Source organism: Brucella sp. MAB-22, from assembly GCF_025908475.1.
Classification (GTDB): Bacteria; Pseudomonadota; Alphaproteobacteria; order Rhizobiales; family Rhizobiaceae; genus Brucella; species Brucella anthropi.
The window spans coordinates 557,136-584,082 of record NZ_CP109781.1 but is presented as its reverse complement, the minus strand read 5'-3'; the positions used below and the strand labels follow the sequence as shown (position 1 = coordinate 584,082).

Genomic DNA, 26,947 nt, shown 5'->3' with positions numbered 1-26,947 from the left:
TTGAACTGAGGCATCAATTAACGACTGCAGACTGTCAAGGAAAGCCGTCTAATCCTCGACAGTTTGTTTACAGTATGAATACCAATTCACTCTGGTGCAATCATTCTCTCTGCCCGCACCAGCCGCTCATAGTCTTCTGCCGACACCAATCCGCTCGCCAATGCTTCTTCACGTAAGGTCGTTCCATTCTTGTGCGCAGTCTTGGCGATCTTGGCTGCATTGTCATAACCGATCGCCGGAGCCAGCGCGGTCACAAGCATCAGCGAGCGGTCCAGCAGTTCTTTGATACGGTTCAGGTTCGGTTCGATTCCCTCCACACAATGATCGGCAAACGACACCATGGCATCACTGAGAATGCGGATCGATTGCAGGACATTATATGCGATTACCGGTTTGAACACGTTAAGCTCGAAGTGACCCTGGCTTGCGGCGACCGTAATTGTGGTCTGGTTGCCAAACACCTGTGTTGTGACCATAGTCAAAGCTTCTGCCTGGGTCGGATTGACCTTGCCCGGCATGATTGAGGAGCCGGGTTCGTTTTCCGGCAGTGACAGTTCACCAAGCCCGGAACGCGGACCCGAACCGAGGAAACGAATGTCATTCGCGATCTTGAAAAGGTCTGCCGCCAAAGCATTCAGGCTGCCATGGAAATTAAGGATAGCACCGTGGCTGGCAAGAGCCTCAAATTTGTTGGGCGCCGTCTTGAAAGGGAGGCCGGTAATTTCGCTCACGGCTTCAGCAAAGCCCGTATCGAAACCGATTGGCGCGTTCAGGCCCGTGCCGACTGCAGTCCCGCCTTGTGCGAGCAGAAAGACGTCTGCGAGCGATTGCTCGATGCGATGGCGCGCATATTCCAACGCGGCGCGATACCCGGAGAATTCCTGTCCCAGTGTAACCGGCGTTGCATCCTGCGTATGGGTACGACCGATCTTGATGATATCCTTGAAGGCCTCTTCCTTGGCCTGGAGCGCCTTGGTCAGATGTTCAACCGCCGGATAAAGCCGATCGACAGCCTCAACTGCCGTGGCAACATGGATTGCCGTTGGGAAGCTATCATTGGACGACTGGCTCATATTCACGTGGTCATTGGGATGGACCGGCTTCTTGGACCCCATTTCACCACCGAGAAGTTCGATAGCCCGGTTTGAAATGACCTCGTTGGCATTCATGTTCGATTGCGTTCCCGAACCAGTCTGCCAGACGACGAGCGGAAAATGATCGTCGAGCTTGCCTTCAATCACTTCGGAGGCTGCAACCGCGATCACCTGACCGAGAACCGGATCGAGTTTGCCAAGCGCAATATTGGTTTCTGCTGCCGCGCGCTTGACGACACCCAGTGCGTGGACCAACGAAAGCGGCATGCGCTCCCCGCCGATCTTGAAGTTTTGCAACGAGCGTTGCGTCTGAGCGCCCCAGTAGCGGTCTGCAGGAACATCAATCGGTCCGAACGTATCTGTTTCGGTACGCGTAGCGGTCATTTCAGGTCTCCGGGTAATTGGACTCGAAACCGAGCCTTCCAAAGCAAATATAGCACCGCCAGGTGCTTGGCGGGCTAATGTTTCTTCGTGAAACTTTTATAACGCAATCATTTGATAAAACATGACTATAAAAGTCAATTTTTGTTGACCGGGACCTCCACGGTCAAGCGTCGTCCTCTTCGTCACCGTTATCCGTTTCGGAAATCCAGGCGGTCGGTTCGATCTTGCGCTGAGTTTTGCTATCGGTGAATGTCCACCAGCCAGTATCTGTCTCATCCCACTGACCGCCACCGGCCTGCAATTGGGCTAGCGTTCGATACTGCGCAATTGACTCATTACGCTGCTCATCTTCATCGGTCCAGACGACTGTAATCTTACGGCCGTCTTTCGGAGCTGTGGCGATAGGAAGTTCTTTACGCATATGATCATCCATTACATTGTGACTGCGGATAATCATAGGGCATACAATGCTAGCGGCAAGCCGGAACTCTAACGTTCCGGCTTGCCGTCTTATTCAGACGGCACGCGCCGACTTAAGTGCCTTGCCCCACCAAACCAACTGATCCAGCATGTTTTTGGCTGCTTCTGCCAGATGAGGGAAGTCGTCCAGCTTATTCTCGCCTTTGACGACGGCGAGATAATCAGGGAAAAGTATATGAACGCCGGTCTTGACTGACATAGAAGACATTTCGACTGCAATCATCCGCAGTTGTTCGACAGCGCGAGCACCACCGACGCCACCATAGCCGACAAATCCCATTGGCTTCTGAATCCAGTCACCATAGTCGATGGCGTTTTTTAGAACAGCAGTAGGAGCGTGATTGTATTCAGCCGCAGTCAGGATGTAGGCATCGAACTCGCGCAGCTTGTTTTTCCATTTGTCAGCAGTTTCCGCCTGTGCGGTCGTGGTGGAAGTGTCGCCATAGAAGCCCATCGGATAATCGGCGACATCGAGAATTTCCACGTCCAGTTCCGGGCGTTCTGCCACGAGTTTCGCAATCCACTGAGCAGGGACTGGAGCAAAACGCTGTTCACGTGTACTGCCGACGATGACGGCGACTTTGAGCTTAGACATTGATAGCACCTTTAATTAGAGTGGTAACCGTTAGAAACTGACGCTATATAAGTGACTTACCTAGCGCACAAGGAGGCACTTTTATGAAACCCGGTGACTTCAAGGAAACCAGTGCATGCAGGACCGTTGCGGATATTCTGTCTCGCGTGGGTGATAAATGGACGGTGCTTGTGGTGAGCTATCTCGGTAATCATCCAATGCGTTTCAACGAATTGCGTCGAAGCGTAGATGGTATTTCTCAGAAAATGCTGACGACGACGTTACGCAATCTGGAGCGAGATGGTTTCGTCACGCGTACGATTTTTCCGACAATTCCGCCCAAGGTCGAATATGAACTGACTGAAATGGGGAGCGATCTCTTGCGGCCTGTGCGCGCATTGGGTGAGTGGGCGATAGCCAATGAAGCAAAGGTAATGATGGCGCGCGCGCGTTATGACGCCTCGACATCAGGGAAGGCGCAGATTGACGCCGCAGAATAGAAGCTGAATTTTTGGAAGTGCAAGTGGAAAGACAGGCCGAAGCCTGCCTTTCCTGTTGCCTGAGACAGGACTTCCAAAGTGCGGGGGCAAACAGGAAGTCCATCTCTGTGTCATTCGGGATTGACCATGATTGGTGGTTATGAGTCAATCAGAAGTTTCTAAAATAACGACTTCGGTGCGGCAAAGCGCGAGCAGAGTAAATTTTTCATAAATCACAAACGGTTACGCAACGTAAAAAGAAAGGCGGCCCAAGGCCGCCTTTCTCGCATTTTCATCAAAGTAAGCTTCATGGACTTCTTGGAAGTCCATGCCGCCACCCGCACCGCTTTGCGGTGCGAGCTTATTCCTGATGGGCGTGCTTTATGGACTTCTTAGAAGTCCATGCCGCCCATGCCGCCCATACCGCCAGGCATGCCAGCCGGAGCTGCATCCTTCTTCGGCAGTTCAGCGATCATGGCTTCCGTCGTGATCAGGAGGCCGGCAACCGATGCAGCATTCTGCAGGGCGGTACGGACAACCTTAACCGGATCGACAACGCCAGCCTTGATCAGGTCGCCGAATTCACCGTTGGCAGTGTTGTAGCCGTAGGTTTCAGAGGCATTCTCAAGGATCTTGCCAACGATAACCGAAGCTTCTTCACCGGCATTGGTCGTGATCTGACGAGCTGGAGCCTGCAGAGCGCGACGAACGATGTTGATACCAGCTTCCTGGTCGGCGTTGATGCCCTTGGCGGAGATCTTGGCCGAAGCGCGGAGGAGGGCGGTGCCGCCACCAGCAACGATGCCTTCTTCAACCGCAGCGCGGGTTGCGTTCAGGGCGTCGTCAACACGGTCCTTCTTTTCCTTCACTTCAACTTCCGTTGCACCGCCGACGCGGATCACGGCAACGCCACCAGCAAGCTTGGCAAGACGTTCCTGAAGCTTTTCACGGTCGTAGTCCGAAGAAGTTTCTTCGATCTGCTGTTTGATCTGGCTAACGCGAGCGTCGATTTCAGCCTTCTGGCCTGCACCGTCAACGATCGTGGTGTTTTCTTTCGAGATCGAAACCTTCTTTGCACGGCCGAGCATGTCGAGCGTAACGGTTTCGAGCTTGATGCCGAGGTCTTCGGAGATAACCTGACCGCCGGTGAGGATCGCGATGTCTTCGAGCATGGCTTTGCGGCGATCGCCGAAGCCAGGAGCCTTGACAGCAGCGATCTTCAGGCCGCCGCGCAGCTTGTTGACAACGAGCGTTGCAAGAGCTTCGCCTTCGACGTCTTCAGCGATGATGACGAGCGGCTTGGAGGTCTGAACGACAGCTTCCAGAACCGGCAGAAGAGCCTGGAGGTTCGAGAGCTTCTTTTCGTGCAGAAGGATGTAAGCGTCTTCGAGGTCAGCAACCATCTTTTCAGGGTTGGTGACGAAGTAAGGCGACAGGTAGCCGCGGTCGAACTGCATGCCTTCGACGACTTCGAGTTCGGTTTCAGCGGTCTTGGCTTCTTCAACCGTGATCACGCCTTCATTGCCGACCTTCTGCATCGCATCAGCGATCATCTTGCCGATTTCGGCTTCACCGTTAGCGGAGATAGTGCCAACCTGAGCAACTTCTTCCGACGTGTTGATCTTCTTGGCCTTGCCGAGAAGTTCAGCAACAACTTCGGTTACTGCGAGGTCGATACCGCGCTTCAGGTCCATCGGGTTCATGCCGGCGGCAACAGCCTTTGCGCCTTCCTGAACGATTGCCTGACCGAGAACGGTAGCGGTCGTCGTGCCGTCACCGGCAGTGTCGTTGGTCTTCGAAGCCACTTCGCGCAGCATCTGTGCGCCCATGTTTTCGAACTTGTCTTCCAGTTCGATTTCCTTGGCGACCGATACGCCGTCCTTGGTGATGCGCGGAGCACCGAAGGACTTGTCGATGACAACGTTACGACCCTTCGGGCCGAGCGTTACCTTTACAGCGTCAGCGAGGATATCGACGCCGCGCAGCATCTTTTCGCGCGCAGAGCGACCGAATTTTACGTCTTTTGCAGCCATTTTACTCTCCTGGGAATTGTCCCGGTCAGATTATGGTGAATTGGTTTGTGGTATATGATCGACTCCGTATGTAGGCCATATTAGCCGACGATACCGAGCCGGAGGCGTTAGCCGACAATACCCAAAATGTCGGATTCCTTCATGATCAGCAGGTCTTCGCCGCCGATCTTGACTTCGGTTCCCGACCACTTGCCGAACAGAACCTTGTCGCCAGCCTTGACTTCCAGAGCGATCAGCTTGCCAGCTTCGTCACGGGCGCCTGCGCCAACAGCGACGATTTCGCCTTCCTGTGGCTTTTCCTTGGCGGTGTCAGGGATGATGATGCCGCCAGCGGTCTTGGCTTCCGATTCAACGCGACGAACGACGACGCGGTCATGAAGCGGGCGGAACTTGATATCAGCCATGGTATAACCCTTGGTGTTATAGACGTTGAACCCTGTTAACGGATCGAGCCGATCCGCGCTTGTTAGCACTCGTCATGCGAGAGTGCTAACGTGGCTCTGAGATAGAAGCCGGACCTTATCTTGTCAAGATTGCCTGAGAAATTTGACAGACGAATGATGGTTAATTTGCACCATCCTTAACGCGGAACGGCCACGGGTTGACTATGTCCGATCCGGCATATGGTGATGTCGTTGGCAATATCAATCCACAATGCGCAAATTGGAGAGTTCGTCGCCGATCTGCCTGAATGTTTCGCTTAGTTCACCGCCGGTTGAGTTCCAGAAAAGCTTGGCTGGTCTGCCGCTCTCCATGCGAACGCGCGAGTTTGAAGAGCAGGATCTCAACAGATCTATTTGTGCTTTCTCGGTGCTGTTCGTCTCGCTGAGATCCAATGCGACTGTCATAACGATGATATTGGCTGACTTGGCGTTGTCGCAGAGCTTTGCAAAACGCGCATTCATAGCCTTCGTATATGTACTGTTATTTTGCGAAACCGAAACGCCGCTTTCCTGAAATAAACGGGCCTGGCTGTAGTGTTTGGTTATGCGAGCAGTGTAGCCGTGCGCTGAATAGTAGGAAAAGTTTGCAGCTCTGTCGGGACCCGAGCCAGCCAGTCCGTCATATTTATAATAGGTGTTGGCGCCGTCGGTCAGCACGATCACAACTTTATCATTGCCGCGTTCGGTCGAAGGCCGGGCTTCTGTAAACGGTGCTCCTCGGACGATCGTTCGCCAGCCCCAGGCCATAGCCTCGGGAACATTCGTACCGCCGCTTGGTACCATCGCCTTGATTGCGGTTTGAATTGTTTTCATCCCCTGTTCGGTAGTGACGTCCGTCAATGGGGTGAGAGGTGATGATGTGCAACTATAGTTGGGGCCACCATCATTCGATCTGCCACCTCGGTAAATCTTGTCGAGGGAATCGCGCAGATAGTATTTCTTGAGATCGCTTTGCCGGGGCGAGTAAGCCAAGGATGTGTCGTCTTGCCACCAGCTGTTCAAAACGGTGGAAGTGACGTTTCCCCTGCTATCGGTATTGTAGTACTCAGCCGGGCCGAACATGGGGACAAATAATGTGTCTGGGTTGTTGTCAGAAGGAGGCGTTACATCCAGCGCATAGGTGCCCGGACGAGACTCGACACAACCCTGCCAAGGGAGCCAAGTCTCTTTCGATCGCAGGGAAAGGTCGGCATAAAGTTCTGCACGCGAATAAGGTTTGTTATTGCGTTCTCCCCAGCCAGTTCCGGATTTGTAGTATCGCCCGCTGCCTACCGGCTTTTCTTCTATCTTGCGTGTACTGTCGATGGTGACAGGCAGCGTAAAGTTTTCGAGATTGACGGGAGACCTGCCTTCCGGATCCATCCAGGCTGCGTTCAAATATTGCGGGCCGACATTTACTGAACCAGCAAAGGGAACGAGTGAAAATTGCACAGGGTTTTCAACGTGGGTTATGAGCGTGGATTGCGCGGCCATTGTCTCCACGAGCTGTGAGGCGGCTTCTTTCAGAAGGTCGATGCGCTTTTTTGTCGACCCGCTTCTGGTTTCATCCATGGAGCGGGAATTGTCGAGAACGAGAGCGACTTCAATCGTGTTCTTAAGCCTGACCGAAGAGCTGAGCGTATATTGGTTTTGATCCCAATCATCTCCTGTAAGGCGAGAAGCAATGACACCAAACAGGGACTTATAAGTGAATCCAGCGGTCGCCTGTATCTGTTGATCAGTTGTTTTATCTTTGGGAAAAGCGACGTCGAAATTGACCGCATCTGCGCTCAGTGCGGTAAGGTTGGCGGTAAAAACTTGCGCACCGTAGACCTGCACGACAGTTTGACTTTCGCCAGTGGAAAATCTCCTACCCACAGCAAGTGCCGCAGCATCGAGCGAAGCCTGCACATTGTTGCGCACGCGCATGAGATTGGCGGAGTCGACTGCAACCATGCCGGCAAGCAACAGGGGCACCAGCACCAAAGCCATTATCATCGCAAAATTACCGCGCTCGTCTTTGGCAAAGCGCAGGCTCATGGGGTGAGTCAAATGGCGAAAACTACGCAGCGCAAGCCTGCTGGTTTGAGTGATCCAGTTTTTCAATGTAGCCCCCGCCGACGGTTGTGTCTGCGACACATGAAATGAAAGGTTGTATCCGCTCCTACCAGCATCTTTCTAACAGTCAGTCACGAAGCACGGTAAATGATCGGTGAAATCACCTATGGGATAATTGGACGCGCTTTGCCGGTCGGATATCCAGGCCAAAGACCGTGACAGATGTGATTGGCTGCGTTAGATGGAGCGCTGGCTGCCTTCTCGGCAGTCTTAAAGACACCCTATAGCGGTTCTCGCCTTACCGATGGATTATCAAGAGGAAACCATGAAGCAGCTCGAACGCCTCGACGATCTGACCGACCAGTACGATGTGCTCTTCTGCGATGTATGGGGCGTGGTGCATAACGGTGAAGCCGCGTATCCGGCTGCAATCGAGGCGCTAAAGCGCGCGCGCGCCAAGGGTGTTACGGTCATTCTGGTGACGAATTCTCCAAGGCCTCATCCTGATGTCGAAAAGCAGATGTTGGGTCTTGGCGTTCCCGCCGATGCCTATGATCGTGTGGTCACATCCGGCGATGTAACGCGTGATCTGATCGCCGAAGGTCCGCGCAAGGTGTTTCACATCGGCTGTGAGCGCGAGTTGACCATCTATGACGGTCTCGATGTTGAATTGGTCGAAGAATTCGAAGCTTCGGGGGTCGTCTGTACCGGACTTTATGATGATGAAAGTGAAACACCGGACGATTATAAGGAATTGCTGGTCCGACTACGCTCGCGCAATCTTCCGTTCATCTGTGCCAATCCGGACATTATGGTTGAGCGCGGTACGCGGCTGATCTGGTGCGCGGGTGCCCTTGCACGCGAATATGGCCAGCTCGGCGGACGCACCCTTATAGCAGGAAAGCCGCATCGCCCGATTTACGAGGCAGCACTGAGCTTCGCTGAAGAGATCCGCGGTGAGACAGTCGAGAAAAGCCGGATTCTCGGTATCGGAGACGGTGTCTTGACCGATGTGAAGGGAGCTGCCGATTTCGGACTGGATGTGCTCTACATCTCCGGCGGAGTTCATGCTGCGGACTATACGACCGATGGTACTGTTGACATCGCCCGAATGGAAGCGTTTCTCCAGAAGCATGGCAATCGTCCGGTTGCTGCGCTTAATGCTCTTGTTTGAGGGCGAGCAATCTCGTTACGACCAACGAAGTTCGGATCACAATGACCCCATCCAGCTTTCAGCGCCTTTCTGGAACGGATTCTTTGCCGGAACGCCTGCAGAATTGTGTCGTGGCAATCGGTAATTTCGATGGTGTCCATCGCGGCCATCAGGCTGTGCTGGAGCGCGCGCTGGAGATTGCTGAAAAAAGCGGTCTGCCAGCAGTAGTCCTGACTTTTGAACCGCACCCGCGTAGCTTCTTCAAGCCAGATGCGCCGATCGATCGTTTGACCGCAGCAGCAAAGAAGGCTGAGATTCTGCGTCTGATGGGTTTTGATGCGGTCGTCGAGCAACCATTTACCGGTGAGTTCTCGTCTCGCTCTGCGGAGGACTTCGTTGAACACATTCTGGTTGAAAGATTGCACGCAAGCTGTGTGGTCACCGGTTATGATTTTCATTTCGGCAAGGGCCGGCGCGGAACACCGGAATTTCTTCAGAAAGCTGGAGAAAAAGCCGGTTTCACGGTTACACTTGTCGACGCCTTTTCAGACGAAGGCGATAACCTCGTCTCATCGACCCGCATAAGAAATCTGCTTTGCGAAGGGGACGTCGTTCAAGCAGCGGGACTTCTTGGTTATCGCTATATGGCTTGCGGTAAAGTTATTCACGGCAAGAAGCTCGGACGTACGCTTGGATTTCCGACCGCGAACATGCAAATCGACGCGCAGGCGGGCTTAAAGCACGGAATCTATGCTGTCAGGTTCCGGCGCGAGAACGGTGACCTTTATGACGGGGTTGCAAGTTTCGGTCGTCGGCCAACCGTCGACAGTGACGGTACGCCCCTTCTTGAAACATTTCTTTTTGACTTTTCGGGCGACCTTTATGGTGAGATCGCTTGTGTATCCTTCTTTGGCTTTCTGCGCGGGGAAATCAAGTTTGATGGCCTTGATCCGCTTATCGATCAGATGAAGCGTGATGACGCAGAGGCACGAGCCCTGCTTGCAAGTGCGAAGCCACTGTCAGAACTGGATCGCTTGCTTTCTTTTGAGTGAGGCGAAGTCTTGGTTTCGTTTTCCACTTAAGATTTAAATCAAATTTTACTTATTCTCGACAAAAAGTGATAAATGCCTCAAAACTTGTTGGGGCGCTTTTTGTTGGAGTTTAATGTGGCACGTATTGTTCCTCTGGCGCTCGTTGCAGGTGCCGCATTCCTAACGAGTAGTTCGCTCGCTTTCTCCGCCGATGTACAGCAAACCGATATTTATGCGGCGGAAACCGTTCAGCCCGCTCGCAAGCATTTCTGGTCCGGCGATTGGTATCTCAAGGTCGGCGCGGCAGGCCTCGTCGCTCCAAAGTTCGAAGGCTCGAACAAATATCGCTTTTCTGCCCAGCCGCTGATCTCGCTTGGCCGACAAGGGCAGGCGACGCGCTTCTCATCGCGAAATGACAATGTGTCCTTCGCGTTGATCGACAATGACCGCTTCCGTGTGGGTCTCGCTGGCAAACTTCTTTTTGAGCGGGATGACGACATTCATGGCCTGAAAGACACAAAGTTTGGCGGTGAAGCGGGCGCTTTTGTCGACGTCTACCCCACCGACTGGATGCGTGTGCGTGGCGAAGTGCGTCACGGTATCCGTGCGCACAATGGCGTCGTGGCCGATATTGCTGCCGATGCATTCTATGATGTTACGCCGACTGTTCGTGTGTCGGGTGGTCCGCGTGCGACTTTTGCCTCAAAGGATTACTTCAAAACCTATTTCGGCGTCGATGCCGAGGAAGCGGTTGCGTCGGGACTTTCCGAATATAGTCCGGGCGGTGGCTTCAAGTCAGCTGGTGTTGGTGGTGCAATTACCTGGAAGGCAACCGACAAGATCGATACGAGCCTGTTTGGTGAGTACAGTCGTCTGCAAGGTTCGGCAAAGGATTCAAGCATCGTGAAGGAACGCGGCTCCCCGGACCAGTTCATGGTCGGCGTTTCTGCGACTTACCGTTTCGATTTCTCGCTGGACTGACCTCAACGGTATCAATGTGAACACTTTCAGGGGCAGGGATGCAGTTTTATTGCGTCTTTGCCCCTCTGGCCTCTTTATTCCTGCGAAGCTCATTGCTAAAAGCGTGCCCATGATGACGGATTTTCGGCTTATCATGACGGCCATACGAATTATTGGCCCGGCCTCCCGCTTTGCCTGAATGGCTGCTTTGCCAGGCAATATCTGGCGCGGAGGTCCGGGAACGACCGGCTGTGCTCTACAGCCCCCTGTTTTCTTTGATCCACTTGCCCGCCATCTCCGGCCGGGGCTTCACAGGCGAATACCCTCATGACTGAGACGACCAAAATCGATTATTCCAAAACCCTTTATCTGCCGCAGACCGAGTTTCCGATGCGTGCTGGCTTGCCGCAGCGCGAGCCCCTTTTCGTCGAGCGCTGGGAGGGACTGAATCTCTACAAAAAGCTGCGCGAGCAGGCCAAGGATCGCCCGCTCTATGTGCTGCACGACGGTCCGCCCTATGCCAATGGCAATATCCATATCGGCCACGCGCTGAACAAGATTCTCAAGGACGTTATCACGCGCTCTTTCCAGATGCGCGGATACAACTCGAATTACGTTCCGGGTTGGGATTGTCACGGTCTGCCGATCGAGTGGAAGATTGAGGAAAAGTATCGCGCCGAAGGCAAGAACAAGGACGAAGTTCCGATCAATGAATTCCGCAGGGAATGCCGTGAATTTGCTTCCAGCTGGATCAAGGTTCAGACGGAAGAGTTCAAGCGTCTCGCAATTCTTGGCGACTTTGAAAATCCTTACACGACAATGAACTTCCATGCTGAATCGCGTATCGCTGGCGAACTTCTCAAGTTTGCGGCCTCCGGTCAGCTATATCGCGGCTCCAAGCCGGTGATGTGGTCGGTCGTCGAGCGCACGGCACTCGCCGAAGCCGAAGTCGAGTATCACGATGTCGAGTCGGATATGATCTGGGTCAAGTTCCCGGTCGCCGGTCAGAATGATCTCTCCGGCAGCGATGTTGTGATCTGGACGACCACGCCGTGGACCATTCCCGGCAATCGTGCCGTGTCCTATTCTTCGCGTATCGAATACGGGCTTTATGAAGTTACGGAAGCTGAGAACGATTTCGGTCCGCGTCCTGGCGAAAAGCTTATCTTCGCCGACAAGCTCGCCGAAGAAAGCTTTGCCAAGGCGAAGCTTCAATTCAAGCGTTTGCGTGGTATCTCGGCTGATGAACTGGGTAAAATCGTTCTCGATCATCCGTTGAAGGGCTTTGGCGATGGTTATGAATTCATCGTGCCAATGCTTGATGGCGACCATGTTACCGATGATGCAGGTACGGGTTTTGTGCATACTGCTCCAAGTCACGGCCGCGAAGACTTTGAGGCATGGATGAACAATGCCCGCGAACTGGAAGCACGCGGTATAGATCCGAGCATCCCGTTCCCGGTTGGTGATGACGGCTTTTATACCAAGGATGCGCCGGGCTTCGGTCCTGACCGTGAGGGTGGTCCCGCGCGGGTTATGGACGATAACGGCAAGAAGGGCGATGCCAACAAGTCTGTCATGGATCAGTTGATCGCGCGCGACAAGCTTTTCGCACGTGGTCGCCTGAAGCATTCTTATCCGCATTCGTGGCGTTCCAAGAAGCAGGTCATCTTCCGCAATACGCCGCAGTGGTTCGTCTATATGGACAAGAACCTCGGTGACGGTACGACCTTGCGTTCACGCGCTTTGAAGGCAATCGACGACACGCGTTTCGTACCGGCAGCCGGACAGACACGCCTGCGCTCGATGATCGAAGGCCGCCCGGACTGGGTGCTTTCGCGTCAGCGTGCATGGGGCGTGCCGATCTGCGTTTTTGTGGATGAAGAAGGCAACATCCTTCAGGACGATGCGGTCAACAAGCGTGTTCTCGATGCATTTGAAGCCGAAGGCGCTGATGCATGGTTTGCAGAAGGCGCGCGCGAGCGCTTTCTCGGAAGCCGTGCCAATGAACCATGGGTGCAGGTGCGCGACATTCTGGACGTATGGTTCGATTCCGGTTCGACCCACACCTTCACGCTGGAAGACCGCCCGGACATGAAGTGGCCGGCTGACGTTTATCTCGAAGGTTCGGACCAGCATCGCGGCTGGTTCCACTCGTCGCTTCTGGAAAGCTGCGGCACCCGCGGTCGTGCGCCATACAATGCCGTGGTGACCCACGGTTTCACCATGGACGAGCACGGCAAGAAAATGTCGAAGTCGCTCGGCAATACGGTAACGCCGCAGGACGTCATCAAGGAATCCGGCGCGGATATCCTGCGTCTTTGGGTCATGACGACCGATTATTGGGAAGATCAGCGCCTCGGCAAGAGCATCATCCAGACTAACATCGACGCTTATCGCAAGTTGCGCAACACGATCCGCTGGATGCTGGGCACGCTCGCTCACGATAAAGGCGAAAATCTTCCCTATGCGAATTTGCCGGAACTTGAGCGCCTGATGCTGCACCGGTTGACTGAATTGGATGAAGTTGTTCGCTCTGGATATGATGCTTTCGACTTCAAGCGCATCGCTCGCACGCTTATCGACTTCATGAATGTCGAGCTCTCGGCCTTCTATTTCGATATCCGCAAGGACGCGCTTTACTGCGATGCGCCGTCGAGCGTTCGCCGTAAGGCAGCGTTGCAGACTGTGCGTGAAATCTTTGATCACTTGACGACCTGGCTGGCGCCAATGCTGCCTTTCACCATGGAAGAAGCTTGGCTCGACCGCTATCCGCAATCGGTTTCGGTTCATGCCGAGCAGTTCCGGCCGACACCTGCCGAATGGCGGGATGATGTGCTGGCGGAAAAGTGGCGCAAGGTTCGTGCGGTGCGTCGTGTCGTTACTGGCGCTCTGGAACTGGAGCGTGCGGATAAGCGCATTGGATCGTCGCTCGAAGCTGCTCCGCTCGTCTACATTTCCGACAAGAGCTTGACCGATTCGCTCGAAGGTCTTGATTTTGCGGAAATCTGCATCACCAGCGGTATTTCGTTGAGCGATGCGGCTGTACCGGAAGACGCTTTCACGCTTTCTGATGTGAAAGGCGTTGCTGTTGTGCCCGTACGCGCCGAAGGTGAAAAGTGCGCCCGTTCGTGGCGTTATACGACGGATGTTGGTTCCGATCCCGAGTTTCCCGAAGTCACGGCGCGCGACGCTGCTGCTCTCCGGGAACTCAAGGCACTCGGCAAGCTTGAAGCTTGATGGAGTTCTGAAAGTTTTACCCTCGGCGTTGCATATGCCGGGGGCATCTTCAGAAGGGAACGGGTTGCAATCCTTTCTTCGGACATGGTGAAATACCGATTAACATCGGATTGCCGCATGGGTTGCACTCATGTACAAGGCATTCCTCGGATAATTTCAAGATCTGCCTTGGAGTTGCCGGTTTCTTCAGTCAAGGCTTGCTTGAGCAAATTTTGGTGAAGATAAAATCGGCAAGCGTAAAAGAAGTGGCGCTAATGAAGATTGAAGGACGAGTTCTGGTGCTTATGACAGCGATAGCGGGCGTTTCGCTATCCGGCTGTGTTTCTTCGCCAACCTATGGAACCGACAAGACCGCAGGAGCACAGCTCTTTGACGATGTGTCGAATATGGCGAGCTTCGGACAGGGTAAGAACAAGAAAGAACGGATTGACTACAAGCCTCGCCCCGACCTGGTTCGTCCGGCTCCGGGGGATAAAGGTCAGTTGCCCGCTCCGCAACAAAGCGTTGTTAGCGCCAACGATCCGAATTGGCCAGAATCGCCGGAACAGCGTCGCAAGCGTTTGCGTGACGAGATCACGGCAAACCGCGATGATCCGAATTTCGTGTCGCCGGTCGTTCAGGATGGTCCGGTAGCGTCCAACATTCAGGCAGCATTGCCGCGTGGTAACAGCCGCCGCGAAGATTATGAGTCCCGTACGCCGACATTCGACCCGGCAAAGGTTGCGGCCTACAAGGCTGCACGCCAGCAGCAGGTTCAGGGTTCCTCGACGACACGCCGTTATTTGAGCGAACCGCCGCTTACTTATCGTGAGCCTGCGTCTACTGCAGCTGTAGGCGAATTGGGTACGGACGAGGCGCAAAAGGAACGTGAGCGCAAGAAGGCATCCGGCAAATCCAAGGGCTGGCGCGACTATCTGCCTTGGAACTAATCGTTTGCTGAATTTATTTTCTTGATAATAAGCCGCAGTAAATAGAATTTACTGCGGCTTATTATTTCAGTAGTTTTAGTGAATGTTTAATCTGTTTTCTCGCAGGAAAGATTATTAAATATTTTTAATGTTGGCAGTTCTGACGTATATTTGATTTCAATCAAAGATTTCTTTCATGCAGATCGTATCATGCCAACTTGGGAAGTAAGGTATGATTTGATGAACGATACGAACACTATCTGGGATACGCCGTCGGGATATGGTCTAATCAGTCGATCTCTTCATTGGCTGATGGCTCTCCTGTTTCTTTGGCAGTTTGCGTCAGCAATTCTACGCGTCGTGGCTAAAGATACGACGATCTACAATATCTTCTGGTCGGCTCATTACCAGCTTGGTTTCGCGCTTCTGGTGCTTGTACTATTACGCGGGGTCTGGGGATTGTTGAACTCAGGTCGTCGTCCGCATAAGTCAGGCCATGTCGGCAAACTGGCTAAACTCGGGCATCTCGTTATCTATGGCCTGATGTTCGCAGTGCCTGCATTGGCTCTGCTGCGCACATATGGCGGCGGGCGAGGCTTCTCATTTCTTGGCATCCGGATTTTCGAGCAGACCGATGTGAAAAATGCCGCGCTGACCGCTCCGGGCAGCGCATTGCATGGTTTGCTGGGTTGGGGCCTGCTTGTGATAATTGCGGGACACGTTCTGATGGCTCTTATTCATCATTTCATGCTGCGAGATAATACGCTGCGCTACATGGCTGGACACAAGGCTCTGAGCAGAAGCTAGCGCTTGTCGCGGAAGAAATCCCGCAGGATTTTCTGTGAATTTCCCTCGGAAAAACCCGCATAAATCTCCGGCACATGGTGGCAGGTGGGCTGCGTATAAAACCGTGGCCCATGTTCCACACCGCCACCTTTCGGGTCGGAGGCGCCGTAATAGAGACGACGTATACGGGCGAAAGAAATGGCGGTTGCGCACATCGCGCATGGTTCCAGCGTCACATAAAGATCGCAGTCGACCAGACGTTCGGATTGTAGGGCTTTTCCAGCCTCACGAATTGCAAGCACTTCGGCATGGGCTGTTACGTCATTGAACTCACGTGTACGATTGCCTGCTCGTGCAATGATCGTGCCCTGATGTACAATGACTGCGCCAATGGGAACCTCTCCACGTGAACCTGCAGCGCGCGCTTCTGCAAGTGCTATCTCCATCGGGGTAGCCATCTTTGGGTCCGGGACTTTGGCACTCTTATTCATGGCTGTTCCATTTCGTGCATTCTTTCGGAAATTTCGCTCGCAAGCCATGAAGCGATTTGTTACTGCATAATTCCCGAAATCGAAACCGATTTGCGAACGGATTTATACAGCGTTCCTGTTTCCGGCTGTCCCTTGCCTGTCGTTAAAGGTGTAAGGTGACACGGCAGCGTTGCTGAAAGGCCAATACCAGATGACTAAAGATGATGACAACAACGATGGCAAGCGTCCGCATGGCCGTGGAGGGCGCTCTGATCGTCCCGGTCGGCCAAATCGTGACACTCGTCCGCGCCGCGATGACGGCGGACGTGACAAGCCACGTAAATTCGCACCGCGCGACGCCGAGGCGCAAGAGGACACGGGCGAACGTATTGCCAAGCGTCTGGCACGCGCAGGCATAGCTTCACGCCGTGAAGCGGAAACGATGATCGCTGCTGGCCGTATTGCCGTGAATGGCAAGGTGCTTGAGAGCCCTGCGGTCAATGTCAAGCGCACGGATATTATTACGGTCGACGGCAAACCATTGAAGCAGACCGAGCGTACCCGTCTCTGGCTTTATCACAAGCCTGCGGGTCTTGTGACGACCAATCGCGATCCTGAAGGTCGCCCAACGGTTTTCGAGGCACTGCCTGCCGAGATGCCACGCGTACTTTCAGTTGGTCGTCTCGACATCAATACCGAAGGTCTGTTGCTGCTCACCAATGATGGTGGGCTTTCACGCGTTCTGGAGCTGCCTTCCACCGGCTGGCTGCGCCGCTATCGCGTTCGCGCCCACGGCAAGGTCACACAGGTGCAGCTTGATGAGCTGAAGAACGGCATTGCCGTCGATGGCGTCTTCTACGGCAGTATTGAAGCAACGCTTGAGCGTGAGCAGGGTGCCAATGTTTGGATCTCTATCGGATTGCGCGAAGGCAAGAACCGTGAAGTAAAGAATATTCTGGGCGCTCTTGGTCTGACTGTTGGACGTCTTATCCGCGTTTCATTCGGTCCTTTCCAGCTCGGCGATCTTGAAGAAGGTGCAGTCCGCGAAATCAAGGGACGTATCCTGCGAGATCAGCTTGGTGACAAGTTGATTGAGGATTCAGGCGCGGATTTCGATGCGCCTGTTCTGAACGAGTTTTCCAATGCCGCTGTTCAGGGACGGACTCGTCGCGACGTGGAAGATGAGGGCGAGGAAGGCGAACGCCGGCGTGGCCCGCGCGAACGTGAATGGATTTCCAGCAGTCCTCAGCGTCGTCGCGGTCGCGACGACAAGGGAGCTGAAAAGGTTGAACCGCGTCGTCGCGGAAACGCCAATGTCTGGATGGCTCCAGGTGCGCGTCCCAAGGGCGAAAATGCGGCTGCCAAGCCCGCCCGTGTCGAACGTCAAGTTCCGCATCGTTCAGCGAAATTCAGTGGCGATCTGCAGATGCGTCCGCGTCGGGCTGGTGATGAGGAGCCGGGACGCGACGAAGGTGGTGAACGCCGCTATAACAAGCGACCGGAAGGCCGCTTTGATAAGGACGCTCGTCCACAGCGTCCGCGTCCGGATGGAAGCCGTTCGGAAGAGGGACGTCCAGAGCGCCGTGAGCAGCGTGAGGATGGACGCAAGGAGCGTCGTCCCGGCAAACGCGAGCGTGCAGAATTGCGCGACGCGGAAGGCCGGACTGTAGAGCACGGTAAGGGTAGCTTCGAGGGCCGCAAGACGGGAAAGCCGGGCGGACCGCGTGGTGAAGGTCGTTTTGGTGCATCCGATCGCGATACGCGCTCAGGCCCGCGCAGCAGCGGACCGGGTAATAAATCTCGTCGTTTTGATGATGGTCCGAAGGATGGACCGCGTCGTGGACCGGGAAACAAGCCGGGTGGTAAACCAGGTGGAAAGCCGGGTGGCGGCAAGTCAGGCGGTGGCAGAACTGGAGGCGGTGGTGCGGATCGTCGGCGGTAGGTTCCGCGGGCGTGCGCTCGTAACACCTTCGACCAACGCCATTCGTCCCACCACCGATCGCACACGCGAGAGCCTGTTCAACATCCTCGCGCATAATTTCCCCAACAAGGTAGAGGGCGCACGCGTCCTCGACCTATTTGCAGGGACAGGCGCGCTTGGTCTTGAGGCCCTATCGCGCGGTGCGCGCTACGCGACCTTCGTGGAAGAATCTGCGGAGGGGCGGGGATTGTTGCGTCAGAATATCGAGGCTTTCAGTCTGCAGGGGCACACCAAGATTTTGCGGCGCGACGCCTGTCAGTTGGGTATCGTCGGTACGATGGAGCCGTTCGACCTGGTTTTTGCCGATCCGCCTTATGGGCGGCATATGGGGGAAAAGGCATTTTTGTCTGCACTTCAAGGTGGTTGGCTTAATCCTGACGCACTTTTGGTGCTTGAAGAAGATGCTGAGGCGGCGCTCGAGCTTGATGAGCGATTCGTCGTGTTGGAAGAGCGCAACTACGGGGGCACGATTATTCGGCTGATCCAGTTGAAAGCCGCCGGTTGAATTAGCGGACGCTTCTGTTCGCATAAAAATTGAAATGCTGCCCGGAAAAACGGGCGGGAATGAAACCGATTGGAGATGTCGCTTGGTGAATAACCCCTCACTCCGGCGCTTGCTGTTGTCCACCGCCTTGGGTTTCGTGCTGGCTTTACCGGTGGCAAGCGGTGCAGTCCGGGCAGAAAGCCAACCTGCCGCTGCCGCCGAAACGCAACCAGCGCCCGTGTCGCCCCCAGTCGCTGAACAAACAGCGCTTCCAGAAATCATCCAGTCGGATGGGGTCAGTCATTTCACATTGCCAAATGGTCTGGAAGTGGTTGTCATCCCCGATCATCGCGCTCCAGTCGTGACCCAGATGATCTGGTACCATGTAGGGTCGGCCGATGAAGCGCCCGGCGTTTCAGGTATCGCGCATTTCCTCGAACATCTGATGTTCAAGGGTACGAAGAACCACCCAGCTGGCGAGTTTTCGGCGAAAGTCGCCTCCATCGGCGGGCAAGAAAACGCCTTCACCTCCTATGATTATACGGCCTATTTCCAGCGGGTATCTCCCGAAGCGCTGGAAATGGTGATGCAGTTCGAGTCGGACCGGATGGAAAATCTGGTGCTCAATGAAGAAGCGGTGAAAACCGAACGGGATGTCATTCTGGAAGAACGCCGGATGCGAGTTGATTCCAATCCGGCTTCCATGCTGATGGAGAATAGCGACGCTGTTCTTTTCTATAACCATCCTTATCGCAAGCCTGTAATTGGCTGGCAGCAGGAAATGGAAAAGCTAAGCCTCAAGAACGCCATCGACTTTTATCAGCAATATTACACACCGAATAATGCAACGCTCATCATCGCTGGAGACGTTTCACCGGAACGCGTACGCGAGCTGACGTTGAAGACATGGGCAAAGGTGCCGAAACGCGCCGAAGTTCTGCCGCGTGAGCGTCCTCAGGAGCCCGCGAAGCACGCCGCCCGCGTCGTGACGTTGCACGATGAGCGTGTAAGCACCCCCTCATTCCGTGTGTCGTGGCTTGTTCCTTCCTATGCGAACGAAAAACGGTTTCCGAATGTAAAACCAGGGGATGCCCCCGCCCTCGATCTACTGAGCGAAATTCTCGGCGGTTCGTTGCGTTCACGCCTTTATCAGGAATTGATCGTCAAGCAGGGTATCGCTGCCAATACGGGCGCGAGCTATGGTGGCGATGCGCTTGATGACGGTACGTTTTCTGTATATGGCGCGCCGCGCAATGGCGCGACGCTTGGCGATGTCGAAAAAGCCGTTGAAGCCGAAGTGGCACGGATCATCAAAGACGGCGTAAGCCAGACCGAGCTCGATCAAGCTCGCAATCGTTTCCTGAAAGCGGTTATCTTTGCACGCGACAGCCAGACAGGTATGTCCCGGATTTATGGCTCGTCGCTGTCTGTTGGGCAAACGGTTGACGATATCCAGAAATGGCCGGAGGTCATCAAGGGTGTCACAGTCGATCAGATCAAGGATGTGGCGACGCGTTATCTCGTTAAAGACCAATCGGTAACGAGTTACCTGCTTCCTCCGGACGCCGAGCCGGAGAGCGCTCGCGAGAACCCGGATGCGTCAGCGGGAAGCGCCGGGGCCAATGGTGCGGGAGGAGCGATCCAGTGAAGAACATTCTTACGTTGAACTTCAGACGTGTTTTCGACTTTCGCTATGCCGGGTCGGCTGTGGGTGTTCTTGCCGCATCAGTGACATTGTTGATCGTGTGCGCCTTGCCGGCGCGCGCAATCGAAATTCAGGAAGTTGTTTCGCCAAAAGGTATTCATGCCTGGCTGGTAGAAGACGATTCAGTCCCGCTTATTTCCATGCGGTTCTCATTCAAGGGTGGCACATCGCAGGACCCTTCCGGGAAGGAAGGGTTGGCTAACCTGATGACAGGGCTGTTCGATGAGGGGGCGGGCGACCTGAAATCGGATGCGTTTCAGGAGAAAATAGACAATCTGGGCGCCGAAATGAGCTTTTCTGCAACACAGGATTCCGTTTCGGGCGGTATTCGCATGCTCGCGGAAAATCGCGACGCAGTCACAAACTTGCTTGCTCTTTCTGTCGACAAGCCTCGCTTTGACCAGGATGCAATTGATCGTATTCGACAGCAGGTGGTTGCGAGTATCGAATCCTCACAACGCAACCCTTCGACGATTGCATCGCGTAAGTTCTCCGAAGTTCTCTACGGGAACCATCCTTATGCGCGTCCCGATGATGGCACGGTGAAATCACTGCAGTCGATCACGCGTGACGATCTGGTGAACTTTCACCGCAAGAACTTTGCGCGTGACCGTCTGACTATCGGCGTTGTGGGTTCGATCAATGCGAAGGATTTGGGGGCGTTGCTGGATAAGGTGTTCGGCGATCTCCCCGCGATGGCCGAACTGGTTCCTGTACCCGATGCCAAACTGGCACTTGGCACGACGACCAGCCTCAATTTCGATATGCCGCAGACCTCGATCAGCTTTGTCTATCCGGCTATTCCGCGCAAGGATCCCGAATTCTTTGCAGCCTATCTGATGAACCATATTCTGGGTGGTGGCTTTACATCGCGTCTTTATGCCGAAGTGCGTGAAAAGCGTGGCCTTGCCTATTCGGTATCGTCATCCATGGTCATGCGCGATCATGTTTCGGCATTGATGATTTCGACTGCGACCCGTCCTGACAAAGCGCAGGAATCCCTGAAGATTATCCGCGAGCAGGTTGCTGCTATGGCCGCGGACGGGCCCACGGAAGAAGAACTCGCTGCTGCCAAAAACTTCCTCAAGGGATCTTACGCCGTCAACAATCTGGATTCATCCGCCGCTATTGCTGAAACTCTCGTTAGCTTGCAGGAAGCAGAACTTCCGCGTGATTATATCGACAAGCGCTCGGAGTTGATTGATGCTGTAACGTTGGATCAGGTCAAGGCTATTGCTAAGAAACTGCTTGAAGCGGAACCGGCAATATTGATTTTCGGCCCGGCCCAAAGCTAAAAGGTGCCAAATTGGAAAAGGCAGTGCCGTCATCGCCACGAATTGCCGTCGCTTTCGGCGGAGGTGGGGCACGCGGCATTGCCCACATCCATATTGTCGAGGTGCTCGATGAACTTGGTATCAAACCGGTTGCAATTGCAGGCTCGTCGATAGGTTCGATTGTTGGCGCCGGAATGGCGAGCGGCATGACGGGCAAGGAAGTTCATGAATATATGGCGGCGATTTTCAATCGCCGCTCCGAAGTCGCAAAGCGTATGTGGCAAACCCGCCCTGCGCGCTGGGTAGAATTGCTGAAAGGTGGCTTGCGCGTCAGCCAGTTCAATATCGAAAAGGTGCTGGACGTCTTTTTGCCTGCAAGCCTGCCGATGAATGTAGAAGAGCTGAAAATCCCGATGACTATCACAGCGGCGGACTTTCACGCCGCTCGGGAAATCCATATTCGCGATGGCGATCTGCATTCGGCCATCGCAGCATCCTGTGCCATACCACCAGTTTTCGCACCAGTACGCCGGGATGGCCGCATTCTGGTCGATGGCGGCTTGTTCAATCCAGTACCCTTTGATCTGCTGTTTGATGAGGCCGATATTGTCATCGGCATCGACGTTGTCGGCACGCCGGTCGGACCAGATGACTACATGCCAACCACATTCGAGGCAGTGATCGGGGCGAACCAGCTGACCATGTGCTCCATCATCGAAAACAAATTTCGAATTCGCCCCCCGCATATTTTCATTCGCCCTAATGTCGAGCGGATCGGTCTTCTGGATTTCCTGAAGTTCGAACAGATATTGTCACAGAGCGCCAGTGTTCGCGACGAACTGAAACGTGCTCTCGAACTGACAGTTGAGGGAAAAGTGGTGCCGATAAATTCAACGCTTGCAACCTGAATCTACCGGCTTCCTATACGTTTGCTATTCCGCCGGAACGGGTGATCCGACTGTGTCACTTGACGACGAGGCGGATACGATATCATCCGCGCCTTTGTCGATGCGCTGACCTTCGCGGACAGGTTTGACCAGAGGCTCTGGTGTGACCGGTTTGTTGAAGAGCAGATGGCGACCAGCCATGATTCCTTCCGAAGCCTGCACGTGGAGACGATCTTCGTCGCGCTGGCGAACGTCTTCACGAATTTCGTAGGCTTGGGTTTCGGCTATGCCGAGCCCTTCGAGTGTACGCTGACCAAACAGCAAACCGGATTCGAACGTTTCGCGCAGTTCATACTCGACACCTTGAGCGCGCAATTGCAGCGTATGTTCGCGATCATATGAACGAACGAACAGCCGCACATCCGGATATTCGGATTGTATGAGGTTGACGATGTGGTTGGTTGTTTCCTTTTTGTGGGTACAGATGGCAACGATCTTCGCTTTTCTTATACCTGCCGCTTCCAGCACGTCTTTACGAGTGCCGTCGCCAAAATAAATACGGAAGCCAAATTTTCCGGCAGCACGGACGCGATTGGGCGAACTGTCGATCACGGTTACGTCGATACCGCCAGCGAGCAGGATCTGCGATGCAATCTGACCGTATCGCGAGAAGCCAATCATCAATACGTCAGAACCGGCACCTTCAAAGTTTTCCTCAATTTCATCAACAGTCTTGTCCTTGATAAGCAGCTTTGAGCCAATGAAAACGGAAAGCGGTGTTAGCGCCATGGATACGGTGACGGCAGCTACAAGCTCTGAGCCGAGTGCGCTTGAGATTATGGATGCGGCAGAAGCTGCCGAGAAAAGAACAAAGGCAAATTCGCCGCCTTGCGGCAGAAGAAACGCAATTCGCACAGCATCGTTATGGTTGGACCGGAAGACACGGCACAGCAGGTAGATGATCGCGATCTTGGCTGCCATGAAAATGGGAACAGCAAGAAGGATAACCTTCCAATACTGTATGATCACAGTGAGGTTCAGCGAAAGACCAACCGCCACGAAAAACAATCCGAGAAAGATTCCGCGAAATGGTTCGATATCCGCTTCAAGTTCGTGTCGGTAGGAAGATTCCGCCAGCAAAACACCGGCGATAAATGCACCCATGGCCATCGAAAGGCCAGCCGCCTGAAGCAGGCTGGCTGATCCGAGCACCACAAAAAGCGCTGCTGCGATCATCACTTCGCGAGCGCCGGTATTGGCGATAATGCGGAACATTGGATTGATAAGATAACGTCCGGCGACCACCAGTGCCGCGATGGCCGCAATTGCTGTGGCAAGATGGAAACCCGCGCTCGCCTGCGACGGTTCGGTTGGCGAAAGTGCCGGAATAATTGCAAGGATCGGCACGATGGCGAGGTCCTGGAACAGCAGGATCGAAAAAGCACGTTGACCGTGTTTCTGGTTCGTTTCGGCCCGGTCCTCCAAAACCTGCATGGCAAATGCCGTAGACGAAAGCGCGAGACCGAAACCGATGATGATCCCTGCTTCGGGGCTGAGGCCCGCAAAGTAAATGCCAAGAGTAGTGAGGGCTGCTCCACAAAGCAGAACCTGGGCGGTACCAAGACCGAAGATTGATTGGCGCAACGCCCAAAGTCTTGAGGGTTTCAGCTCAAGTCCGATGATGAAGAGAAGAAAGACAACGCCAAGCTCGGAGAAGTGCAGAAAATCTTCGCCGTCTGCAATGAGGCGAGCTACGGGTCCAATCGTGATGCCTGCCGCAAGATAGCCCAGGACTGTACCAAGCCCTAATCGCTTGAACAGCGGCGCAGCGATAATCGCACCGCCCAAAATCATCAGACACTGCAGGTAGAGACTTCCGCCAGTTGCAACCATGCCAAGCTCTTGGAATTTGGAGAAATGTAGGAGGGCTTGCCTTGAAGCCCTAGGATTTCGGCAATATAGAAACAAGATATGGCTGTAATCAGCCCGATGTCGAACAATTTGACGATATTTTTTAGCAAGTCCCGGTTTCGGTCCCGCTGCAAATCGTACTGCGAGGTTGAACCGTGATGAACTTGGGAAACTCGGATTATATAATGATTTCAGATAATTCGGCGGAGAAACTTGTCGATCGCGCAGCCGTTCTCGTGGCTGCAGCCAAACGGGCGGGAGCTGATCAGGCTGACGCAGTCGTGATGCGGGCACGGTCAGTTAGCGTATCAGTGAGGTTGGGCAAGGTTGAGGGAACCGAATCGTCGGAAAGTGATGATTTCGCTCTGCGCGTTTTTGTAGGCCGTCGCATTGCGAGTGTTTCTGCCAATGCGAGCGCCGATCCCGACCGTCTCGCCGAGCGTGCCGTTGCTATGGCACGCGTTGCGCCGGAGGATCCCTATGAGCAACTCGCAGACCCATCGCTGCTTGTTGTTTCGCCTCGTGATCTTGATCTCTACGATTCAACGGAAATCGATTCCGATCGTTTGACGCAGGACGCACTTGCGACGGAAGCAGCTGCACTCGCAGTCAGCGGCGTGACGAATTCAGGTGGAGCTGGTGCCTCGCGCAGCCTTGGTGGTCTGGTGCTGGTCACATCGACAGGCTTTTCGGGGCATTATGCTGCTACACGCTTTGGACGATCGGTCTCGGCCATTGCGGGCGAGGGCACGAAAATGGAGCGCGATTATGATTTCAGTTCGCGCCTGCATTTTTCTGATCTTGATACGCCTGATGATATCGGTCGTCGCGCTGGTGAGCGCGCTGTGCGGCGGTTGGGTGCACGTCAGGCAAAGACGGGGCCTGTCACAGTTATCTACGATCCTCGCCTTGCGCGCGGTATTGCGGGACATCTTGCAAGCGCGATTAATGGCGCTTCTGTTGCACGCAAGACGAGTTTTCTTCGTGACAGTCTCGGTAAACAGGTTCTCAAGAACGGCATAAATGTTACTGACAATCCGCTGCGTGTGCGCGGTTCGTCTTCGCGTCCGTTCGACGGCGAAGGGATTGAGGGGCAATCTTTGACGATGGTGGAGGATGGCGTTCTCAAACACTGGCTGCTTTCTGGATCGAGCGCCCGGGAACTGGGCCTGCAAGGCAATGGTCGTGGTGTTCGTTCGGGCTCTGGCGTTTCGCCTGCTTCAACCAATTTTGCCATCGAGCCCGGTTCGCAGTCGCCGGAGGAATTGATCCGTGCAATTGGCACAGGTTTTTATGTGACAGAGGTGTTCGGGCAGGGTGTTGACATGATCACGGGCCAATATAGCCGCGGCGCATCGGGGTTCTGGATCGAAAATGGCGAACTTGCCTACCCGATCAGTGAAGTGACGATTGCTTCGAACCTCAAGGACATGTTCCTCAATATGACACCCGCCTCCGATATTGATCGAAACTTCGGGATGACAGCACCGACACTCGCAATTGAAGGCATGACTCTTGCCGGAAACTGACAAGCACAACGAAATTGTCAGTGAACTGACGCTTCTGCGTGATGCTGCGCGTGAAGCCGGACGTATCGCGATGCGCTACTTTGGTCGTTCTCCGGAAGTCTGGCTGAAGGATGGTTCATCGCCCGTCAGTGAAGCTGATCTGGCCGTTGACCGCTATCTAAAGGATGTCCTTTTGAAAGCGCGGCCAGATTATGGCTGGATATCGGAAGAGACCGTCGATGAACGGGCAGCTGAAAAACGCAGCCGCGCCTTCGTTGTCGATCCGATTGACGGCACCCGTGCATACATCGCTGGGCAGGATCAATGGTGTATTAGCATAGCCGTTGTGGAAAATGGCCGCCCGTTGGCCGGCGTTCTGGAATGTCCGGCGCGCAACGAGCTCATCGAAGCAGGGAAAGGCGTTGGGGCTTCACAAAACGGTGCTGTCATACGTGTCAGATTACCATTGCCCGGTGAACAGGTGACAATAGCATCAGCCCGCAATATGGTGACGGCACTCCCGGAAAGCTGGCGGGATCGTGCAAAGATTCATCCCTACGTTCCCTCGCTGGCCTACCGTATCGCTATGGTGGCGCGCGGAGATATAGCGGGCACCTTCATTCGGCCAAATTCACATGATTGGGATTTGGCAGCAGCTGATCTGATCCTGAGTGAGTCGGGCGGGGCAATCCTGACAAGCGATGCCCTACCGATCCAGTATGGTGGTCCGACGTTGAGCCATGGCGCTCTCGTTGCCGCCAGCGGAGACCTTCTGCAAGAAATGTTGAGTGTTGTCGCGGGCTGACCCTTGGGTTAATCATGCCGCGAACCAATTTTGTTCAGGGATAATTGTCATGAGCGTCGAAGGCGACAAAAAGCAGCTTCTTCATCTGGTGTTCGGCGGTGAGCTGAAAAAGCTCGGTACCGTTGAGTTCCGCGATCTTGAAAACGTCGATATCGTTGGCATCTACCCGGATTACGAGTCGGCCAAGACCGCATGGAAGTCGAAGGCACAGCAAACAGTAGACAATGCTCATATGCGCTATTTCATCGTGCACCTGCATCGGTTGCTCGATCCAGAAGGCGTGACGCTGAAGGCGGATTGAGCAGTTTGACTGCTCCCGG

23 protein-coding genes are annotated in these 26,947 nt (G+C 54.3%); 15 read left to right on the top strand and 8 right to left on the bottom strand.

Translation table 11 applies throughout. The features are described 5' to 3' along the window. Nucleotides 1-86 precede the first annotated feature (86 nt). The 3 genes from fumC to OHI65_RS02665 all read right to left on the bottom strand — a co-directional run bounded on the left by fumC (nt 87) and on the right by OHI65_RS02665 (nt 2,553). On the bottom strand, nt 87-1,478 hold the full coding sequence (fumC, locus tag OHI65_RS02675) for a class II fumarate hydratase (protein WP_125300732.1): 1,392 nt from the start codon (nt 1,476-1,478) through the stop codon (nt 87-89). A gap of 163 nt (nt 1,479-1,641) precedes the next feature. After that, nucleotides 1,642-1,899, bottom strand: a complete 258-nt coding sequence (locus OHI65_RS02670) for a hypothetical protein (protein ID WP_125300731.1) — start codon at nt 1,897-1,899, stop codon at nt 1,642-1,644. Between the two features lie 93 nt (nt 1,900-1,992). Further along, nucleotides 1,993-2,553 (bottom strand): NADPH-dependent FMN reductase, encoded by a 561-nt coding sequence (locus OHI65_RS02665; protein ID WP_010660989.1) that lies wholly within the window; start codon nt 2,551-2,553, stop codon nt 1,993-1,995. 83 nt (nt 2,554-2,636) lie between these two features. Here OHI65_RS02665 and OHI65_RS02660 point away from each other — a divergent pair, with 83 nt between their 5' ends. Further along, nucleotides 2,637-3,032, top strand: coding sequence for a winged helix-turn-helix transcriptional regulator (locus tag OHI65_RS02660; RefSeq protein WP_125300730.1), 396 nt, complete (start codon nt 2,637-2,639; stop codon nt 3,030-3,032). Nucleotides 3,033-3,403: 371 nt separating this feature from the next. On the opposite strand, the gene groL is transcribed toward OHI65_RS02660, so the two are convergent. The 3 genes from groL to OHI65_RS02645 all read right to left on the bottom strand — a co-directional run bounded on the left by groL (nt 3,404) and on the right by OHI65_RS02645 (nt 7,572). Then, a complete protein-coding gene (gene groL / locus OHI65_RS02655; RefSeq protein ID WP_010660991.1) occupies nt 3,404-5,044 on the bottom strand; it encodes a chaperonin GroEL in 1,641 nt (546 codons plus the stop codon). 107 nt (nt 5,045-5,151) lie between these two features. Continuing rightward, complete coding sequence (groES, locus tag OHI65_RS02650) at nt 5,152-5,448, bottom strand: co-chaperone GroES (RefSeq protein ID WP_006472506.1); 297 nt, start codon at nt 5,446-5,448, stop codon at nt 5,152-5,154. Between the two features lie 240 nt (nt 5,449-5,688). Beyond that, on the bottom strand, nt 5,689-7,572 hold the full coding sequence (locus tag OHI65_RS02645) for a pilus assembly protein (RefSeq protein ID WP_235824411.1): 1,884 nt from the start codon (nt 7,570-7,572) through the stop codon (nt 5,689-5,691). Between the two features lie 277 nt (nt 7,573-7,849). Between OHI65_RS02645 and OHI65_RS02640 the strand changes: the two genes are divergently transcribed. From OHI65_RS02640 to OHI65_RS02615, 6 genes are all read left to right on the top strand, one after another. Further along, a complete protein-coding gene (locus OHI65_RS02640) occupies nt 7,850-8,698 on the top strand; it encodes a TIGR01459 family HAD-type hydrolase (protein WP_125300729.1) in 849 nt (282 codons plus the stop codon). Nucleotides 8,699-8,739: 41 nt separating this feature from the next. Then, nucleotides 8,740-9,729 carry a bifunctional riboflavin kinase/FAD synthetase gene (locus OHI65_RS02635; protein ID WP_125300728.1) on the top strand — a complete coding sequence of 330 codons (990 nt, stop codon included), beginning with the start codon at nt 8,740-8,742 and terminating at the stop codon, nt 9,727-9,729. A gap of 72 nt (nt 9,730-9,801) precedes the next feature. Next, the gene (locus tag OHI65_RS02630) at nt 9,802-10,689 is read left to right on the top strand and encodes a MipA/OmpV family protein (RefSeq protein ID WP_185757985.1); all 888 of its coding nucleotides are present in this window, start codon (nt 9,802-9,804) and stop codon (nt 10,687-10,689) included. Nucleotides 10,690-10,995: 306 nt separating this feature from the next. Beyond that, entirely contained in the window at nt 10,996-13,908 is a 2,913-nt protein-coding gene (gene ileS / locus OHI65_RS02625) for an isoleucine--tRNA ligase (protein WP_264358726.1), read from the top strand. A gap of 254 nt (nt 13,909-14,162) precedes the next feature. Beyond that, nucleotides 14,163-14,837, top strand: coding sequence for a hypothetical protein (locus tag OHI65_RS02620; RefSeq protein ID WP_011982750.1), 675 nt, complete (start codon nt 14,163-14,165; stop codon nt 14,835-14,837). Between the two features lie 219 nt (nt 14,838-15,056). Next, entirely contained in the window at nt 15,057-15,623 is a 567-nt protein-coding gene (locus OHI65_RS02615; RefSeq protein ID WP_125300726.1) for a cytochrome b, read from the top strand. Here OHI65_RS02615 and OHI65_RS02610 read toward each other — a convergent pair. Continuing rightward, nucleotides 15,620-16,093 carry a nucleoside deaminase gene (locus tag OHI65_RS02610; protein WP_125300725.1) on the bottom strand — a complete coding sequence of 158 codons (474 nt, stop codon included), beginning with the start codon at nt 16,091-16,093 and terminating at the stop codon, nt 15,620-15,622. The two genes, OHI65_RS02615 and OHI65_RS02610, sit on opposite strands and share 4 nt — an antisense overlap. Before the next feature lie 190 nt (nt 16,094-16,283). Here OHI65_RS02610 and OHI65_RS02605 point away from each other — a divergent pair, with 190 nt between their 5' ends. The 5 genes from OHI65_RS02605 (at nt 16,284) to OHI65_RS02585 (ending at nt 22,424) form a co-directional block, all read left to right on the top strand. Continuing rightward, nucleotides 16,284-18,014 carry a pseudouridine synthase gene (locus OHI65_RS02605; RefSeq protein WP_125300724.1) on the top strand — a complete coding sequence of 577 codons (1,731 nt, stop codon included), beginning with the start codon at nt 16,284-16,286 and terminating at the stop codon, nt 18,012-18,014. After that, a complete protein-coding gene (gene rsmD / locus OHI65_RS02600) occupies nt 17,995-18,558 on the top strand; it encodes a 16S rRNA (guanine(966)-N(2))-methyltransferase RsmD (RefSeq protein WP_125300856.1) in 564 nt (187 codons plus the stop codon). Before OHI65_RS02605 ends, rsmD begins: the two co-directional genes overlap by 20 nt. 85 nt (nt 18,559-18,643) lie before the next feature. Beyond that, the gene (locus tag OHI65_RS02595; RefSeq protein WP_011982755.1) at nt 18,644-20,185 is read left to right on the top strand and encodes a M16 family metallopeptidase; all 1,542 of its coding nucleotides are present in this window, start codon (nt 18,644-18,646) and stop codon (nt 20,183-20,185) included. A 5-nt stretch (nt 20,186-20,190) separates the two neighbouring features. Further along, nucleotides 20,191-21,537, top strand: coding sequence for a M16 family metallopeptidase (locus OHI65_RS02590; RefSeq protein WP_235824413.1), 1,347 nt, complete (start codon nt 20,191-20,193; stop codon nt 21,535-21,537). A gap of 11 nt (nt 21,538-21,548) precedes the next feature. Further along, the gene (locus tag OHI65_RS02585; protein WP_011982757.1) at nt 21,549-22,424 is read left to right on the top strand and encodes a patatin-like phospholipase family protein; all 876 of its coding nucleotides are present in this window, start codon (nt 21,549-21,551) and stop codon (nt 22,422-22,424) included. A gap of 24 nt (nt 22,425-22,448) precedes the next feature. Here the strand turns inward: OHI65_RS02585 and OHI65_RS02580 are convergent, their stop codons facing one another. Continuing rightward, complete coding sequence (locus OHI65_RS02580) at nt 22,449-24,296, bottom strand: monovalent cation:proton antiporter-2 (CPA2) family protein (protein ID WP_125300722.1); 1,848 nt, start codon at nt 24,294-24,296, stop codon at nt 22,449-22,451. A gap of 203 nt (nt 24,297-24,499) precedes the next feature. Here OHI65_RS02580 and OHI65_RS02575 point away from each other — a divergent pair, with 203 nt between their 5' ends. The 3 genes from OHI65_RS02575 to OHI65_RS02565 are packed head-to-tail and all read left to right on the top strand — an operon-like array spanning nt 24,500 to nt 26,928. After that, nucleotides 24,500-25,843 (top strand): TldD/PmbA family protein, encoded by a 1,344-nt coding sequence (locus OHI65_RS02575; protein ID WP_040128437.1) that lies wholly within the window; start codon nt 24,500-24,502, stop codon nt 25,841-25,843. Continuing rightward, the gene (locus OHI65_RS02570; RefSeq protein ID WP_011982760.1) at nt 25,830-26,627 is read left to right on the top strand and encodes a 3'(2'),5'-bisphosphate nucleotidase CysQ; all 798 of its coding nucleotides are present in this window, start codon (nt 25,830-25,832) and stop codon (nt 26,625-26,627) included. The genes OHI65_RS02575 and OHI65_RS02570 overlap by 14 nt, the downstream gene beginning before the upstream one ends. Before the next feature lie 49 nt (nt 26,628-26,676). Next, the gene (locus OHI65_RS02565) at nt 26,677-26,928 is read left to right on the top strand and encodes a DUF4170 domain-containing protein (protein ID WP_010661008.1); all 252 of its coding nucleotides are present in this window, start codon (nt 26,677-26,679) and stop codon (nt 26,926-26,928) included. Nucleotides 26,929-26,947 lie beyond the last annotated feature (19 nt).